Source organism: Leucobacter sp. wl10, from assembly GCF_003569785.1.
In the GTDB taxonomy this organism is placed as follows: domain Bacteria; phylum Actinomycetota; class Actinomycetes; order Actinomycetales; family Microbacteriaceae; genus Leucobacter.
On the sequence record NZ_KZ983987.1, the window covers coordinates 212,252 to 229,350 of the forward strand.

The 17,099-nt window shown below is 72.9% G+C and carries 14 protein-coding genes; 10 read left to right on the forward strand and 4 right to left on the reverse strand.

What is annotated here, in order from left to right; translation table 11 throughout:
• Positions 1-2: 2 nt before the first annotated feature.
• Positions 3-1,331: a bifunctional o-acetylhomoserine/o-acetylserine sulfhydrylase gene (locus D1J51_RS01030; protein ID WP_119073312.1), complete on the reverse strand. Its 1,329-nt coding sequence runs from the start codon at positions 1,329-1,331 to the stop codon at positions 3-5.
• Between the two features lie 175 nt (positions 1,332-1,506).
• On the opposite strand from D1J51_RS01030, the gene D1J51_RS01035 reads away from it, so the two are divergent.
• Together D1J51_RS01035 and D1J51_RS01040 are read left to right on the forward strand one after the other, a co-directional pair.
• Positions 1,507-2,280, forward strand: coding sequence for an SDR family oxidoreductase (locus tag D1J51_RS01035; RefSeq protein WP_205547611.1), 774 nt, complete (start codon positions 1,507-1,509; stop codon positions 2,278-2,280).
• Positions 2,281-2,318: 38 nt separating this feature from the next.
• Positions 2,319-3,011 carry a uracil-DNA glycosylase gene (locus D1J51_RS01040; RefSeq protein WP_119073545.1) on the forward strand — a complete coding sequence of 231 codons (693 nt, stop codon included), beginning with the start codon at positions 2,319-2,321 and terminating at the stop codon, positions 3,009-3,011.
• A gap of 116 nt (positions 3,012-3,127) precedes the next feature.
• On the opposite strand, the gene D1J51_RS01045 is transcribed toward D1J51_RS01040, so the two are convergent.
• Positions 3,128-4,090 carry an arginase family protein gene (locus tag D1J51_RS01045; RefSeq protein ID WP_119073313.1) on the reverse strand — a complete coding sequence of 321 codons (963 nt, stop codon included), beginning with the start codon at positions 4,088-4,090 and terminating at the stop codon, positions 3,128-3,130.
• Between the two features lie 325 nt (positions 4,091-4,415).
• Here D1J51_RS01045 and hutH point away from each other — a divergent pair, with 325 nt between their 5' ends.
• The 6 genes from hutH to mfd all read left to right on the forward strand — a co-directional run bounded on the left by hutH (position 4,416) and on the right by mfd (position 13,223).
• Entirely contained in the window at positions 4,416-5,996 is a 1,581-nt protein-coding gene (hutH, locus tag D1J51_RS01050; protein WP_119073314.1) for a histidine ammonia-lyase, read from the forward strand.
• Positions 5,997-6,165: 169 nt separating this feature from the next.
• Positions 6,166-6,948: an IclR family transcriptional regulator gene (locus D1J51_RS01055; RefSeq protein WP_119073315.1), complete on the forward strand. Its 783-nt coding sequence runs from the start codon at positions 6,166-6,168 to the stop codon at positions 6,946-6,948.
• 612 nt (positions 6,949-7,560) lie between these two features.
• On the forward strand, positions 7,561-7,962 hold the full coding sequence (locus tag D1J51_RS01060; RefSeq protein WP_240422777.1) for a DUF1684 domain-containing protein: 402 nt from the start codon (positions 7,561-7,563) through the stop codon (positions 7,960-7,962).
• A 272-nt stretch (positions 7,963-8,234) separates the two neighbouring features.
• Positions 8,235-8,828 carry a 50S ribosomal protein L25/general stress protein Ctc gene (locus tag D1J51_RS01065; protein ID WP_119073317.1) on the forward strand — a complete coding sequence of 198 codons (594 nt, stop codon included), beginning with the start codon at positions 8,235-8,237 and terminating at the stop codon, positions 8,826-8,828.
• Positions 8,829-8,901: 73 nt separating this feature from the next.
• Positions 8,902-9,528, forward strand: a complete 627-nt coding sequence (gene pth / locus D1J51_RS01070; protein ID WP_119073318.1) for an aminoacyl-tRNA hydrolase — start codon at positions 8,902-8,904, stop codon at positions 9,526-9,528.
• Positions 9,525-13,223 carry a transcription-repair coupling factor gene (mfd, locus tag D1J51_RS01075; protein WP_119073319.1) on the forward strand — a complete coding sequence of 1,233 codons (3,699 nt, stop codon included), beginning with the start codon at positions 9,525-9,527 and terminating at the stop codon, positions 13,221-13,223. Before pth ends, mfd begins: the two co-directional genes overlap by 4 nt.
• A gap of 102 nt (positions 13,224-13,325) precedes the next feature.
• Here the strand turns inward: mfd and D1J51_RS01080 are convergent, their stop codons facing one another.
• Both D1J51_RS01080 and D1J51_RS01085 read right to left on the reverse strand, forming a co-directional pair.
• Positions 13,326-13,808, reverse strand: coding sequence for a hypothetical protein (locus D1J51_RS01080; RefSeq protein ID WP_119073320.1), 483 nt, complete (start codon positions 13,806-13,808; stop codon positions 13,326-13,328).
• A gap of 167 nt (positions 13,809-13,975) precedes the next feature.
• On the reverse strand, positions 13,976-14,524 hold the full coding sequence (locus D1J51_RS01085) for a hypothetical protein (protein ID WP_119073321.1): 549 nt from the start codon (positions 14,522-14,524) through the stop codon (positions 13,976-13,978).
• Between the two features lie 100 nt (positions 14,525-14,624).
• On the opposite strand from D1J51_RS01085, the gene D1J51_RS01090 reads away from it, so the two are divergent.
• Complete coding sequence (locus D1J51_RS01090; protein WP_119073322.1) at positions 14,625-15,371, forward strand: MazG nucleotide pyrophosphohydrolase domain-containing protein; 747 nt, start codon at positions 14,625-14,627, stop codon at positions 15,369-15,371.
• 314 nt (positions 15,372-15,685) lie between these two features.
• A complete protein-coding gene (hisS, locus tag D1J51_RS01095) occupies positions 15,686-16,984 on the forward strand; it encodes a histidine--tRNA ligase (RefSeq protein WP_119073323.1) in 1,299 nt (432 codons plus the stop codon).
• Positions 16,985-17,099 lie beyond the last annotated feature (115 nt).

A 17,099-nucleotide genomic window follows, 5' to 3' on the forward strand; every position in this document is an offset into this window, starting at 1 on the left:
GGCTACGCGTTCGCGTTCTGCTGCGCCACGATCGCGCGCGCCGCCGCGAAGCCCCGCTCGAGATCGGCCTTGATGTCGGCGATGTGCTCGAGGCCGACCGAGAGGCGCACCAGGCCGGGCGTGACGCCCGCCGTGAGCTGCTGCTCGGGCGTGAGCTGCGAGTGGGTGGTCGATGCCGGGTGGATGATCAGCGAGCGCACGTCGCCGATGTTGGCGACGTGGCTGAACAGCTCGACGGCGTTGACGAAGGCCTTGCCGGCCTCGACGCCGCCCTTCAGCTCGAACGACAGCACGGCGCCCACGCCCTTCGGCGCGTACCGGTTCGCGGTCGCGTACCAGGGCGAGGTGGGCAGGCCCGAGTAGTAGACCGTGGCGACGTCCTCCTGGGCGTCGAGCCACTCGGCGACCTCCTGGGCGTTCTCCACGTGGCGTTCGATGCGCAGCGACAGCGTCTCGATGCCCTGCAGCAGCAGCCAGGCGCTGTTCGGGGCGATCGCCGAGCCGAGGTCCCGCAGCAGCTGCACGCGCGCCTTGATGATGTAGGCGATCGCGTCGCCGACGGCCCCGGTGTAGCTGACGCCGTTGTACGAGGGATCCGGCTCGGTCAGGCCCGGGAACCTGTCGACGTGCTTCGACCACTCGAACGTGCCGCCGTCGACGATCACGCCGCCGAGGGTCGTGCCGTGCCCGCCGAGGAACTTCGTGGCCGAGTGCAGCACGATGTCGGCGCCGTGCTCGAGGGGGCGCACCAGGTAGGGGCTCGCGACCGTGTTGTCGATGATGAGCGGCAGGCCGTTCTCGTGGGCGACGTCGGCGACCGCGCGGATGTCGAGCACGTTGGAGCGCGGGTTGGCGATCGACTCGGCGAAGAAGAGCTTGGTGTTGGGGCGCACTGCGCGCTGCCACGCGGCCGGGTCGTCCTGATCCTCGACGAAGGTCACCTCGATGCCCAGCTTGGCGAGCGAGTACTTGAACAGGTTGTAGGTTCCGCCGTAGATGGAGCTCGAGGAGACGATGTGGTCTCCGGAGTTGGCGATGTTGAGCACCGCGAAGGTCGATGCCGCCTGGCCGCTCGCGAGCAGCAGCGCCGCCGTTCCGCCCTCGAGCGCGGCGATGCGCTGCTCGGCGACATCCTGCGTGGGGTTGGTGATGCGGGTGTAGATGGGACCCAGCTCGGCGAGCGCGAAGCGGTCGGCCGCCTGCTCGGTGCTGTCGAAGACGAACGCGGTGGTCTGGTGGATCGGCAGCGCTCGGGCGCCGGTGGCGGGATCGGGCTGCTGGCCCGCGTGGATCTGCTTGGTCTCGAAACCCCAGGCGGTCTGGTCGGTCATGGATGCTCCTCGATGAGTGGACGGGGCGGCGGGGCGCGTGGTCGCGCTGGTGAAGAGACTACGAAGCCCGCCTGGGAACGACAACGGGATCAGACACGGTGCGTAACCTGGCGGGGGGCGAGGCGGCGATAGGATCGGGGTCGAACGGGATCTGCGCCGACGGAGGGAGTCGAAGATGCTGAAGCGCGTGGTGGTGACGGGCGCGAGCTCCGGGATCGGAGCCGCGTCGGTGCGGCGGTTCGTCGAGCTCGGCTGGGAGACCGTCGCCGTCGCGCGGCGCGGGGATCGGCTGCGCGCGCTCGCGGAGGAGACGGGGGCGCACGCCGTCGTCTGCGACGTGACCGACGAGGAGCAGGTGTCGCGCCTCGCCGCCGAGGTGGCCGCGACCGGCGGCGCCACGGGACTCGTGAACAACGCGGGCGGGGCGATCGGCACGGAGTCGGTGGAGCACTCGTCGAACGACGACTGGCGGAGCATGTTCGAGGTCAACGTGCTGGGCCTGCGGGCCGTGACGGCGGCGATGCTGCCGGTGCTGCGCGAGGGCGCCCGGCGCACGGGGTGGGCGTCGATCCTCAACCTCACATCGACCGCCGGGCTCGACGTGTACGCCGGGGGCGGCGGCTACAACGCCGCGAAGTACGCGGCGCACGCGGTGACGGGCGTGCTGCGGCTGGAGCTCGCGGGCGAGCCGATCCGGGTCATGGAGCTCGCCCCCGGCCTCGTCCGCACCGAGGAGTTCACGCTCAACCGTCTGCGAGGCGACGCGGCCGCCGCGGCGAAGCCCTACGCCGACGTCATTCCGCTGCGGGCGGAGGACGTGGCGCGGGTGCTGGTGGGGGCCTTCGAGCAGCCGCCGCACGTGAACCAGGACCTCATCGTGCTGCGCCCCGTGGCTCAGTCGAGCGTGTCCCACACGCACCGCGGACCGCTGGCGCCGAAAGCGGAGTGAGCGCGGATGCGCACGAGGTCGATGGACGGAGCGGGATCTTGGCGATGACCTTGGGGGAGATGGCGGAGAACGGGTACATCGCGGCGGACTGGGCCGCGGTGCTCGAACCGATGGGGGATCGCCTGGCGGAGCTGGGCCGCTTCCTCAACGCGGAGCGGCAGGCGGGCCGTCGGGTGCTGCCGGCCGGCGACCGGATCCTCGCGGCCTTCCAGCGGCCGCTCGCCGACGTGCGGGTGCTCATCGTGGGGCAGGATCCGTATCCGACTCCGGGGCACCCGATCGGGCTCTCGTTCGCGACCGCGCCCGAGGTGCGGCCGATCCCGCGCAGCCTGCAGAACATCTATCGCGAGCTGCAGGACGACCTCGGGATCCCGCCCGCCCCGCACGGCGACCTCACCGCGTGGGCCGACCACGGTGTCATGCTGCTCAACCGCGTGCTCACGGTGCGGGCCGGAGCGCCCGCCTCGCACCGCGGCGAGGGGTGGGAGGCGTTCACCGAGCACGCGATCCGCGCCCTCGTGGCGCGCGGAGGCCCGCTCGTCGCCGTTCTGTGGGGCAGCGACGCGCGCTCCCTCGGTCCGATGCTCGGTTCGACGCCGCGCATCGAGAGCCCCCACCCCTCGCCGCTGTCGGCGTCGCGCGGCTTCTTCGGCTCGCGCCCCTTCAGCCGCGCGAACGAGGCGCTGCGGGCGCAGGGCGCCGACCCCGTCGACTGGGCGCTCGCTCGCTGAGGGATCCTGCCGCACCGATCCGGGTGCGCCTTTCGGGGGCCTGCTCTCGGTTCGGACCCCGAAAAGGCGCACCTCGATCGGCTGCGGCGGCGGCGGCGGGGTCGCCGGCCGGCGGATCAGCGGCCGAGGCGCTGGGCGACGCCCGCGGCGGCCTCGAGCACGAGGAGCGCGGCCAGACGCACCGTGCGGCCGTCGGCGGCATCGGCCGCGGCGTCCACCTCGGCGATGTCGACGCCGCGCACGCGCGGATCGGCGACCAGCAGCCGGGTGATGCGGCGCAGCTCGTGCGCCTCGAGTCCGCCCGGGATCGAGGCCGGGCAGCCGGGCGCGACCGAGCGGTCGCAGACGTCGACGTCGAGGTCGACGTGGATCGGCCCGCCGCCGGCGCCCGCGACGTGCAGCGCCTCGTCGACCACCTCGCGCAGCGGCCGATCGTGCAGCTCGTCGCGGTGGATCACGGTGATGCCGAGCTCCCGGGCGCGCCGCCGGTACGCGCGCGAGTTGGCGAAGTCCGCGATGCCGATCTGCACGATGCGGTGGGGATTGAGGCCGGCCTCCACGAGCCGCCGCACGGGCGAGCCGTTGCTGCGGCCGTCCCGCAGGTCGTGGTGAGCGTCGAGGGTGATGAGCCCCGCGGTGCCGAGCGACGTGCCCGCCACGCCGAGCGCGGCGGGCACCGTGAGCGCGTTGTCGCCGCCGAGCGCGACGACGAGCCCGGTGCGGGCGGCGAGCTCCGCGATCCGCGCGGTGGCGCCGGCCTCGCCGTCGTCCGAGTCGGGCTCCTCGACATCGCCCGCGTCGACGATGCGCAGGGCCTCGTCGAGCACCAGCTCGGCCTCGCCGCCGCGACTGCCCGGGTTGCCGAGGGCGACCAGGTGCGAGGAGTAGCGCCGCAGCGCCGCGCGCACCGCGGCCGGGGTCTCGTGGGCGTTCGACGGCGACAGCGAGGTGCGCGACGTCGGCACCCCGATGATCGCGAGGTCCGCGGCGGGCTCCGTCGCGTCAGGCGCCGGCCAGCCGCCCGTGCGCGGCCAGGCCGGGTCGTGCGACAGGGGCGGGGATGCGGCTTCAGCGCTCATACCTGCGACGGTATCAAGAGCCCGCCTCGCCCTGCCAGTGCTCGTGGGGTCGTTGTGCGGGATCCCGGACGGGTCGCCGCGGCGGATCGGATCACCGCGCCCGGTCGTCGGCGACGACGCGGATCGGCTCGGTGTGATCGACCAGCTGGTGCGGCCTGCGCCCCCCGACCGCGCACCAGACGAGGAGCGCGGTTCAGCAGAGTACCGGTTCGGGATTCCAGAAACGGCGGAAAAGCCGGAGCCCTCGTGTAGGAGTCCGGTATTCCGGACAATGGGGGCGGTGAGCGTATCGCCCCGAGCGTCGGCTTCGGATGAAATCGAGGACATGAGCAGTTCTCCTTCCCCCGCCCCCGCCGTCGTGATCGGTGCCGCCCCGCTGACCATCGCCGACGTCGTCGCCGTCGCCCGCGGCGGCGCGACCGTCGAACTTGCGGCCGAGGCGCTCCAGCGCGTCGCGGCGAGCTCGCGGATCATCTCAGAGCTCGCGAACGACAGCCGACCCCACTACGGGGTCTCCACGGGCTTCGGCGCCCTCGCCAAGGTGCAGATCCCGGCACCGAAGCGCCAGCAGCTGCAGCGCAGCCTCATCCGCTCCCATGCGGCGGGCGCCGGCCCCGAGGTGGAGTGCGAGGTGGTGCGCGCGCTGATGCTGCTGCGACTGAACACTCTCGCGAGCGGTCGCACGGGCGTGCGCCCCGCCGTGGTCGAGACCTACGCCGCGATCCTCAACGCCGGCGTCACCCCGGTGGTGCACGAGTACGGCTCGCTCGGCTGCTCGGGCGACCTCAGCCCCCTCGCGCACTGCGCGCTCACGCTGATGGGCGAGGGCGAGGTGCGGGTGGATCGGGATCCGCACGCCGCGCCGGTGCCCGCCGCCGAGGCGCTCGCCGAGGCGGGCATCGAGCCCCTCGTGCTGGCCGAGAAGGAGGGGCTCGCCCTCATCAACGGCACCGACGGCATGCTCGGCATGCTCTGCCTCGCGCTCCACGACCTCACGGACCTGCTGAGCGTCGCCGACGTCGCGGCCGCCGCGAGCGTCGAGGCGCTCACCGGGACCGACGCCGTGTTCGCCGACGACCTGCAGGCGCTGCGCCCGCACCCGGGCCAGGCCGCCGCCGCGGCCAACATGCGCAGCGTGCTCGACGGCTCGGGCCTGATCCAGCGCCCGCGCGAGGGCGAGTTCACGCGCGTGCAGGACGCGTACTCGCTGCGCTGCGCCCCGCAGGTGCACGGCGCGGCCCGCGACACCGCCGACCACGCGGCCCGCGTCGCCGCGATCGAGCTGCGCTCCGCGATCGACAACCCCGTCGTCACCCTCGACGGCCGGGTCGAGTCGAACGGCAACTTCCACGGCGCCCCGGTCGCCTACGTGCTCGACTTCCTCGCCATCGCGGTCGCCGACCTCGCCTCGATCAGCGAGCGGCGCACCGACCGCTTCCTCGACGTGGCGCGCAACCACGGCCTGCCGCCGTTCCTCGCGGCCGACGCCGGCCTCGACTCCGGCCTCATGATCGCGCAGTACACGGCGGCGGGCATCGTATCCGAGCTCAAGCGCCTCGCGGCGCCCGCCTCGGTCGACTCGATCCCGTCGTCGGCCATGCAGGAGGACCACGTGTCGATGGGATGGGCCGCCGGGCGCAAGCTGCGCCGCGCGATCGACGGGCTGACCCGCGTGCTGGGCATCGAGCTGCTCGCCTCGACGCGTGCTCTCGACTTCCGCGCGGCGGCGGGCGAGGGAGCGCCCGCGCCGGCCACGGCGGCGGTGCACGCGCTGTTCCGCACGCGCGTCTCGGAACCCGACACCGACTCGTTCCTCTCACCGGCCATCGCGGCGGCCCACGACTTCGTGGCGAGCGGGGCCGTGCTCGCCGAGGCGGAGCGCGCGGTCGGCGTCCCGCTCGCATGAGTGGAGGCGATCCCGGGCCGGGCGATCCCGAGCCTGCTCGACCCGCATGCCCGCGAGAGTGGAGTTTCCCGGCTGTTTTCGCGGGATCGACCGGGAAACTCTACTCTCGCAAGGGGCCAGAGGGGATGAGAGAGAGGGAGGTGGCGTCCGGAGCGGGTAGGCTGCGAGCGTGAGCGCACCGAAGGTTCCGGCGGCCGATCAGACGCTGCGGATTCTGAGCCTGCTGGCCGGATCCCGCGGCCCGATGGCGGCCAGCATGATCGCGAGCCGGCTCGAGCTGCCGCGATCCACCGTCTACCAGCTGCTCGCCGCGCTGCAGCAGCACGGCTTCGTGATGCACCTGCCGGAGGAGAAGCGGTACGGCCTCGGCATCGCCGCCGTCGAGCTGAGCTCGGCCTACGCGCGGCAGGAGCCGCTCGCGCGCATCGGCCGCCCGCTCGTGACGGCGCTGGTCGACCGGGTGCGCCAGAGCTGCCACCTCGCGGTGCCGCACGGCCGGGACGTGCTGTACGTCATCGAGGAGCGCGCGCCCGGCTCGCCCCACCTGGTCACCGACGTGGACGTGCGGCTGCCGATGCAGCTCACGGCGAGCGGGCGGGCGATCCTCGCCGCGCTGCCGAAGGCGCAGGTGCGCGCGCTGTTTCCGGATCGCGGCTCGTTCGTGCACCGTCACGCCGACGGCGCCGACGGCATCGATCGGTACTCGCGGCTGCGCGCGGTGCTCGACGAGACCCGGACGCGGGGCTTCGCGCTGGAGCTGGGCTCGGTGACGACCGGGCTGGCGTCCATCGGCGTGCCCGTGCTCGATCACCGCGGCTGGCCGGTGGCGGCGCTCGCGGTGACCTTCGCGGAGGGCGCGGTCGCCGAGGAGCGGTTCGCTGGTCTGGCCCGGGAGGTGCGCCGCACGGCCGAGGCGCTCTCCGTCAGGATCCACGGCCGCGCCGCGAGCTGATCCGGCCACCGCGCCCGCACGACTGCCGCTCCGACCGAGGGCGCCCGCCCCGCTCGATGCGCCGAGACGCCCGAAGACCGCGCGATCCCGGTGGCGTCCCGGCGCGAAGCCGGGAGTAACACGCCTGGGCGGCGGCGCGCGAGCAGGATAGGTTGAGGTTCGGAGGCGGCCGCCCGAGCGGGGGCCGGAGATCACCGGGAGCGAAGGGGGCGGAGATGGCGACGAACGCGGAGACGGCGCGGCGGGCCGCAGAGCCGGCGGAGGGCGGTTTCGAGGCGGACTGGCGGGAGTGGCAGCGGCAGCGGTTCGAGGCCGTCGCCGCGCCGTACGGCCCGGCGGCGCTGACGCTCACGCACTGGTTGACCGACGAGCCGCGGGAGGCGCCCGGGCTGACGGGGAGGTGGCGGTCGCGCGGCGGGAGCATCGTCGGCACCGGCCTCGCCGCCGGCGAGTACGCGCGGCTCGACGGCGCGCCCGTGGAGGACGAGGCGGTGGTGGCGGCGGGCGGCGAGCTGCGGGCCGGGGAGCGCGCGATCCGCCGCTTCGAGCGAGACGGCAAGATCGCGCTGCGCGTCTTCGACCCCGCGGACGAGAGGCGCGCGCCTGCGCGGGATCGAGGCGTACGCGCCGCACGAGGCGTGGCGCCTCGGCGCGCGGTTCGACCCCGAGGCCGCGGAGCGGCGGATCGAACTCGTCGATGGATACGTGGCGACGCGGGAGACCTCCGGCTCGGTGGTGTTCGAGCTCGACGGCGTCGAGCGGAGGCTGACCGGCACGCTGGGCCCCGGCGGGATCACGGTGGTGTTCGGCGACGCCACAAACGGTGCCGAGAGCTACGGGTTCCGCTTCGTCGTCGCCCCGCTGCCTGACGATCGGGGCGCCACCGTGATCGACTTCAACCGCGCCTTCCTGCCTCCGTGCGCGTTCAGCGACCAGTTCGTGTGCCCGCTTCCCACGCCGGAGAACCGGCTGCCGGTGCCGATCCGGGCGGGCGAGCGCCTGGTGCGTCGGTAGGGCTGCCGCGAAGGACCCGGGATCGGCGGGGTCGTGTCGAGGCGGGGCCCTGCGTGCCGGGCGGGCCCGAGTGCCGGGCGGCGGGCGGTTCGCACGGCTCGATCATGTAGAATGATGAGCTGTACTTCGGCGAGGGGCGCTCAGCGCCCGTGATCGACGCGGGACGGACTGCCTCAGCGGGCCATCTTGCTGCGTTGCAACGCAAGTGCGAGACACCAATCCTGGCGGCACGGCCGCCCTCATTGGGCGAGAGCCCGCAAGGAGAGAACACCATGAGCGAGACCAATCAGCTGGTCGCCACCGTCCGCGAGAGCTTCGGCAAGGGCGCGGCCCGCAAGCTGCGCGCCACGGGCCAGACCCCGGCCGTCGTCTACGGCCACGGCACCGACCCCGTGCACATCGCCGTCGAGACCCACCCGCTGAGCCTCATCGTGCGCCACGCGAACGCGCTCATCGAGCTCGACATCGCGGGCAAGCCGCAGCTCGTGCTCGTCAAGGACGTGCAGAAGGATCCGGTGCGCCAGATCATCGAGCACGTCGACCTGCTCGTCGTGAAGAAGGGCGAGACCGTCGACGTCGAGGTGCCGGTGCACGTCGCGGGCGAGTCGTTCCCGGGCACCAACGCGCTGCAAGAGCTCAACACGCTGCACCTCAGCGTGCCCGCGACCGCCATCCCGGAGCACGTCGAGGTGAGCGTGGAGGGCCTCGAGGAGGGCGCGCAGATCCTCGCCGGCGCCGTCGAGCTGCCGAAGGGCGCGACGCTGCTGACGGATGCCGAGCAGCTCGTCGTGCACGTGGTGGTGCCGCGCGCCGCCGCCGCCGATGACGAGGCGGAGGAGACGGCCGAGGAAACGGCCGCCGAGTAGTCGACCGCGATTCTCGGGCCCGTCGCAGCAGCACCTGCTCGACGGGCCCGTTCGCGTTCTGCGAGGATGATCGATGTTCTGGCGCAAGCGGAGGAAAACGGAGGATCGCGTGGCGGCTGACAGCTGGCTCGTCGTCGGCCTGGGCAACCCCGGGGCGCAGTACGAGGCGACACGGCACAACGTGGGGCAGATGGCGCTCGACGTGCTCGCCGACCGCATGGGCGCGCGGTTCTCGTCGCACAGGACGGGGGCGCGGATCGCCGACGGACGCGTGCGCCCGGGCGGGCCGAGGCTGATCCTCGCGAAGTCCAACGGCTACATGAACGCCTCGGGCGGCCCCGTCTCGGCCCTCGCCAGGTACTTCGACGTGCCGCCCGCCCGCGTCGTCGTGATCCACGACGAGCTCGACCTGCCGTTCGACACCCTCAGGCTGAAGCAGGGCGGCGGCCACGGCGGTCACAACGGTCTGCGCGACATCGCGAAGGCGCTCGGCACGCCCGACTTCCTGCGAGTGCGGGTGGGCATCGGTCGCCCGCCCGGGCAGCAGGACGCGGCGGACTACGTGCTGCGGCCCTTCGGGTCGGGGGAGCGGGGCGCGCTGCCGGTGCTGCTCGAGGACGCCGCCGACGCGGCGGAGTCGCTCGTCGACGAGGGGCTGCTCGCGGCGCAGCAGCGTTTTCACGGGCGGGCCGCCAGGTGACGCTGCGCGGGATCGATCGTCTGCTCGAGGCCTCGCCGTCGTTCGCGGGGGCGCTCGATGCGAGCGGATCCGACGCCGAGTTCTCGGTGGCCGAGGGCCTGCGAGCGCCGCTCATCGCGGGGCTGCTGCGTCGTCGCCGCGAGGCGGGGGATCGGGGCGCCCTGCTGGTGATCGCGGCGACGAGCCGCGAGGCCGACGCGCTGCGCTCGGCGCTCGCCTCGCTCGTGCCGGAGGCCGTGACGGCCGAGTTCCCCGCCTGGGAGACGCTGCCCCACGAACGGCTGAGCCCGAGCGCCGAGACCGTCGGGCGCCGCGCCGAGGCCCTGCGGCTGCTGCGCGAGCACTCCGGATCTGCGCCGCTCATCCTCGTGGCCTCGGTGCGCGCCGCCCTGCAACCGGTGTCGCCGCACGCGGCGCGCGCCGAGCCGCTCGTGCTGGTCGCGGGCGAGGAGGCGGAGGCGCGCGGCGAGCTCGGGCTCGAGGCCGTCGCGCGCGAGCTGGTGCTGCGGGCCTACACCCGCGTGGACATGGTGACGCGCCGCGGGGAGTTCGCCGTTCGCGGCGGGATCCTCGACGTGTTCCCGCCCACGGCGGAGCAGGCGCTCCGGGTCGACTTCTTCGGCGACGAGGTCGACCAGATCCGGCGCTTCGCGGTCTCCGATCAGCGCAGCGCGGGCGATCCGCTGCCCGAGCTGGAGCTGTGGCCGGCGCGGGAGCTGCTGCTCACGGACGAGGTGCGCGCTCGGGCGGGCGAGCTGCTGCGGGACTCTTCTGCGCTGGCCGGGGCTGTGGCCCCGGCGCAGAAAACGGAGGAACGCTCCGCGTTCTCATCACAGTTCTCTGCGCTGCTCGAGAAGATGAGCCAGGGCATCCCGGTCGAGGGCATGGAGAGCCTGCTGCCGCAGCTGGTGCCCGGACTCCGGCCACTGACCGCGCTGCTGCCCGACGGCGGCGCCGTGCTGGTCGCCTCTCCCGAGCGCGTGGCGGGGCGCGCCGTGAGCCTGGCCGAGACCAACCGCGAGTTTCTCGAAGCGGCCTGGAGCGCGGCCACCGCGGGCGCCGACGCGCCGGTGCCGACCGACGACAGCGGCATGCTGTCGATCGCCGAACTGCGGGCGACCTCGCGCGGACGCCCGTGGTGGACGGTGTCGACCTTCGTCGCGGGGGAGGACGAGGCGCCGTCGGTCGACCCGCTCGCCATCGACGTGGCGGGAGCCCGCTTCCCGCGCCCGGCGAGCGGTGCCGACGCGACGGGCTCCGCGATCCGCCTCTTCTCCGATCGTTTGCGCGAGGGCTGGCGCGTGATCGTCACGGCGCAGGGAGCGGGGCTCGTGGAGCGCGCGCGCGACGTGCTCGCCGAGGCCGGCGCCGCCGCCCGCATGGTCGACGAGCTGCCCGAGCGGCTCGAGAGAGGCGTCGTCTACCTCGTCGTCGGCACCGCGTGGTCGGGCTTCGAGAGCGCCGAGGCGGAGCTGCTGCTGGCCACCGAGGCCGAGTTCTTCGGCCGTTCGGTGGGGTCGCAGGCCGCGAGCGGCCAGAAGCTCGCGAAGCGGCGCGGCAGGAACGTGGTGGATCCGCTGCAGCTCGTGGCCGGCGACTACGTGGTGCACGAGACGCACGGCATCGGGCGGTTCGTCGAGCTCACGCAGCGCATGGTGCCGACCGGGCCTTCGGCGGGCACGGGAGCCGGGAAGGGCAAGGCGCTGCGCGAGTACCTGGTGCTCGAGTACGCCTCGACGAAGCGCGGCATGCCCCGGGACAAGCTCTACGTGCCCACCGACCAGCTCGACCAGCTGTCGCGCTACGTCGGCGGTGAGGCCCCCGCGCTCTCGAAGATGGGCGGCAGCGACTGGGCCAACGCGAAGAAGAAGGCCCGCAAGGCCGTGCGCGACATCGCGGTCGAGCTGGTCAAGCTCTACTCGGCCCGCGTCGCATCGAAGGGGCACGCCTTCTCGCCCGACACCCCGTGGCAGCACGAGCTCGAAGAGGCCTTCCCCTACGCCGAGACCCTCGACCAGCTCACCACCATCGACGAGGTGAAGCGGGACATGGAGCGGCCGATCCCCATGGACCGCCTCATCGCGGGCGACGTGGGCTTCGGCAAGACCGAGGTGGCCGTGCGCGCCGCGTTCAAGGCGGTGCAGGACGGCAAGCAGGTCGCCATGCTGGTGCCGACGACGCTGCTCGTGAACCAGCACCTCGAGACGTTCCAGGACCGCTTCGCGGGCTTCCCGGTGCGCCTCCGTGCGCTCAGCCGCTTCCAGAGCGACCGGGAGGCGCGGGACACGACCGAGGGTCTCGCCGCGGGCACGGTCGACGTGGTCATCGGCACCCACAGGCTGCTCTCCGAGAGCATCGTCTACAAGGATCTGGGCCTCCTCATCATCGACGAGGAGCAGCGCTTCGGCGTCGAGCACAAGGACGCGCTGAAGAAGCTCAAGACGGGCGTCGACATCCTCGCGATGAGCGCGACGCCGATCCCTCGCACCCTCGAGATGGCGGTGACCGGCATCCGCGAGATGTCGACGCTCGCCACACCGCCCGAGGACCGGCACCCGATCCTCACCTTCGTCGGGCCGCGCAGCGACAAGCAGATCACGGCCGCGATCCGCCGCGAGATGCTGCGCGAGGGGCAGGTGTTCTTCGTGCACAACCGCGTGCAGTCGATCGGTCGCGTCGCGGCGCGCATCTCCGAGCTCGTGCCCGAGGCGCGAGTGGCGGTCGCGCACGGCCGGCTGGGGGAGCACCAGCTGGAGCAGGTGGTCCAGGACTTCTGGGAGCGCAGGTTCGACGTGCTCGTGTCGACCACCATCATCGAGACCGGGCTCGACATCTCCAACGCCAACACGATCATCATCGACTCGGCCGACAAGTACGGGCTCAGTCAGCTGCACCAGCTGCGCGGTCGCGTGGGGCGCAGCCGCGAGCGCGCCTACGCCTACTTCCTCTACGACCCGGACAGGCCGCTCACCGAGCACGCGCACGAGCGGCTCGAGACGCTCGCGACCAACAACGAGCTCGGCTCGGGCATGCAGGTGGCGCTCAAGGACCTCGAGTTGCGCGGGGCGGGCAACCTGCTGGGCGGCGAGCAGTCGGGGCACATCGCCGGCGTCGGCTTCGATCTGTACCTGCGCATGATCGGCGAGGCCGTCAGCACCTTCAAGGGAGAGGAGTCGACGGGCCCCGTCGAGCTGGTGCTCGAGCTGCCGGTCGACGCGCACATCCCCGAGGAGTACGTGGAGAGCGAGCGGCTGCGCCTCGAGGCGTACCAGAAGTTCTCGGCCGCCTCGCACCCGCAGGCGCCTGAGGACCACGTCGAGCTCGTGCTCGAGGAGCTCGCCGACCGCTACGGTGAGCCGCCGGCCGAGGTGCAGCGACTCGCCGCCGTCTCGGCCCTGCGACGCCGCGCCGCGAAGCTCGGCCTCTCGAAGGTCGTCGCCGCGGGCCCGGCGCTGCGCGTCGAGCCGGTCAAGCTGCTCGACTCGCGTCGCATGCGCATGAACCGCATGTACCCCGGCGCGCGCTACACCGAGGCGACGCGGACGCTGCAGATCCCGCTGCCGGGCGGCACCGCGTCGTCGCGCAGTCCGCTTGCGGGCGTGGGGCAGCGCCGGACCGGCGATGAGGGCGACATCGTCGCCTGGACGGGCCGGGCGCTCGCGACGCTGCTCGAGGAGGATCCGCCGGCGGCGTGACGCGGCTCCCGTGCGCACTCGCTGATCGCGCAAGGGGACGAGGATCGGGGCCTGAAGCTCGGCCAGACCTCGATCCGCGTCCCCTTGCGCTGGGAAGGGCGCTCAGCCCGCGTTGCAGGTCTTCTGCAGGTTCTGACCGGCCTTCGTCAGCGAATCGGCCTGACCCTGCACCTTCGTGCTGAGCTCCTGCGCCTGCGTCTGCATCTCGTCGAGCTTGGCCATCGCCTCGGGGTCGGTCGGATCGATGCTGCTCATGTCGGGCATCTTGAAGTCCTTCATGGTGGCGCTGAGCGCCGAGAACTCGTCGCTGACCTTCTTCAGCGCGGTCGAGACCTCCTCGTTGGTGACCTTCCCCTGGGCCTCCTTGAGTGCCGCGTTGATCGGGTCGAACATGGTGGACATGTCGCCCTTGCCGGACATCGCGTCGCTCATGAGGCCCTGCATTTTGCTGGTCGCATCATTGACTGTCGAGTTCGCGACCTTGCACGCCTCGGCGACGCTCTGCCCGCCCGAGCATGATGCGAGGCCGAACACGAGCCCGGCTGCGGCTAGGATCGCTCCGGTGCGGCGAACGGTCGAGTTCATAAGTTGATTCCTTCCCCCTGTGTGATGGGCGCCCGACCGGGCGCCCCGGGAAGTCTATCGAGCCGTGGCGCGAGATTCGAAACCGCGACCGCGGGCCGCAGAGCCGGAGTCGTTGCGGATCGGCCCTGCGGCGGGCGATCACGGCACGGGCGGCCCGGCCGCGCCCCTCACTGGGCCGCGCAGGCCTGCTGCAGTTTCTGCCCGCTCTTCTGCAGGGCGGGCAGGCGCTCGGTGAACAGGGCCGACAGCTGGGTGCCGTACTCCTGCAGGCCCCCCAGCTGCGAGAGCGACCCGAGGTTGCCGAGGTCGATGCCGCTGAGGTCCGGCGCCTTGAGCGCCTGGATGTCCGCCGCCAGCTGATCCCACTCGGCCCGGGCCCCGTCGATCGCCTTGAGCACAGCGGGGTCGGTCGTGTTCCTGGCTGCCTCGTCGAGCGACTGCAGCACGGGGTCCACGATCCCGGCCGCGTCGAGCGACTGCCCGGACAGCGCGCGCTCGATGAGCTGCGGCACCCCAGCCTGCGCGTCGGCGATGACCTGGTTGATCGCCTCGGTGGCCACCTGGCAGCCGCCGCCCGCCCCGGGGGTGCTGCTGCTGCCGCTGCTCGGCGGTTGCTGCCCGGGAATCGTCAGGCCCGCACAGGAGGCGAGCGGCAGCGCCAGCAGCGAGACGAACACGGTTGCGGCGAGTCGAGCGCGGCGTGTTGCGATGGGCATGAGGCGTCCCCTCCCGTTGACGGTGGTGCGGTCAGTTTACGGTCCCCGCCCGGGACGGCTCTGAGAGGATCTCGGAACTGTCGGCGTTAGGCTGGGAAGTATGGAGAGCGTGCGCGACGAGGCCGAGAATCCCGTCCTGGAAGGGGCGCCGTCGGCCGCCGCGACGGGGGGCGCGGCCCTGGCACGGGTCGCCGAGACGGTGCGCACCATGGTGCGGCCCGGCGGCTGCGCCTGGCACGCAGCGCAGACCCACGAGTCGCTCACGCGCTACCTGGTCGAGGAGACGGCGGAGCTGATCGACGCGATCGAACGGGAGCTGCCCGCCGAGGAGGTCCGCTCCGAGCTCGGCGACGTGCTGTACCAGGTGCTCTTCCACGCGGCCCTCGCCGAGCGGGACGGCGAGGCGTACGATCTCGCCGCGGTCGCCGACGCCCTGAACGAGAAGCTCGTCGCGCGCCACCCGCACGTCTTCGGCGATCGAGGATACATGTCCGTCGAGGAGCTGAACGTCGAATGGGAGCGTCTCAAAGAGGACGCGGCGGGGGAGGATCGGGGCTCGCGCAGCCCCCTCGACGGCATCCCCGCGGGCATGCCGTCGCTCGCCCGCGCGGCGAAGGTGGTGGACCGGCTGCGGCGCGCCGGACTCATCGAACCCGCCGTGACCGAGCGGTCGCCGGAGGATCCGCTCGCCGCGATCACCGGCCCGGACGAGCAGCGCCTGGCGGAGTTCGGGATCGGCGACGCCATGCTCGCGCTCGTGCTGCGGGCGGGCGCCGCGGGCGTGGATCCGGATCGCGCGCTGCGGCTCGCGGTCGACCGCCTCGCGGCGCGGGCCATGCACGACTGAGCATTGAACGCGGAGGGTCAGGGTTCGGGATCCGACCACAGCGCGCGCAGCACCGCGACGGGGCGGGATCCGGCACTTCACCGGTTCTCGTGTTGCAAAAGCAGCGAACATCGTGCTCCTTGCGCGGCACAAGTTCTTCGACGCGCCCGTGCCCGTCGCCCGGGAGCACCGATCTGCCCAAAAGCACCCGTTGTTCTGCAGAAGGAGGTGCTCCGAGGCGGATCGGTGCGCGTGGGTGAAGCGGAGGCGCCGCGCGTCCGACGGAAGCGGGGTCGCGACCGGAGTACGCCGCGCGCATGGAAGAATGGGTGACCATGGCCAACCCCGTGAACCCGCCGCGCGGCATGCGCGACTTCCTCCCCGCAGACAAGGCCCGCCGCGAGCACGCGCTCGCCGTCGTCAGGGACGTCTACCGCGCGCACGGCTTCGACGAGATCGAGACCCCCGTGGTCGAGGACTACGGCCGCCTCCACGCCGGCCTCGGCGGCGACAACGAGAAGCTCAGCTTCTCCATTCTGAAGCGCGGGATCCGGCCCGAGCAGTTGCGGGAGGCCGCCGATGCCGGCGACGCCGAGCGGCTCGCCGACCTGGGGCTCCGATTCGACCTCACGGTGCCGCTCACCCGCTTCTACGCGAGCCATCGCGCCGAGCTGCCGCCCGTCTTCCGCGCTCTCCAGATCGCGCCGGTCTGGCGCGCCGAGCGGCCCCAGAAGGGGCGCTACCGGCAGTTCGTGCAGGCCGACATCGACGTCATCGGCGAGCCGGGCCTGCTCGCGGAGATCGAGCTCGTGACCGCGACGTCGCACGCGCTCGCGGCGCTGGGGCTCGACGGCTGCGTGATCCGCGTCAACGACCGGCGCATCCTCTTCGGCCTGCTCGAGCACTGCGGCTTCCCGGCCGAGACCCACGATCGCGCGCTCATCACCGTCGACAAGCTCGACAAGATCGGCGCGGACGGCGTGGTCGAGGAGCTGCGCGAGATCGAGGGCGCGGCGGCGGAGCGGCTCGGCGCGGTGCTCGCCGCGGCGGCGCCCGCGATCGCGGGGGGCGGGATCCCGCTCACCCGCGAGGGCATCGATGCCGTGCTGCCCGCGGGAGCGGCGGCGGACGGGATCGCGAATCTGTCGGCGCTCGGCGAAGCGCTCGTCGGCGCCCTGCCCGAGGGCGTCGCCGTGCGCTTCGACCCCACGCTCGTGCGCGGCATGGGCTACTACACCGGCACCATCTTCGAGGTGGCGCACCCGGGATCGGGCAGCTCGGTGGGCGGCGGCGGCCGCTACGACGGGATGGTGGGCCGCTTTCTCGGGCAGGACGTGCCCGCGGTCGGCTTCTCGATCGGCTTCGAGCGTGTGGTGGACCTCATCGCGCTGCCCGAGTCGACGGGTCCGGAGGCGGTCGCGCTCGTGCACGACGCCGACGCGGCGCTCCAGGACCTGGCGGCGCTCAAGCGCGAGCTCGTGGAGCGCGGGCATCGCGTGCGCCTGGAGCGGCGGCAGAAGAACATGAAGGCGCTGCTCGCCCGCGTCGCGGACGAGGGCTTCACGAGCTTCGCCAACGTGCGCGCCGGGGTGCGCGAGGTCGACGCGCTGGAGTTGCGCCCGCTCGCCGGCTGAGCTCCCGGGGGGTGCTCGATCCCCGGTTCTCGGCGAATCGGGGCGCTCGCGCCTCGTCAGGGGCATCTCGGGGCGAGCGGGCTGTGGCGGATCGGTGAGGTCACCGGGTGCACGG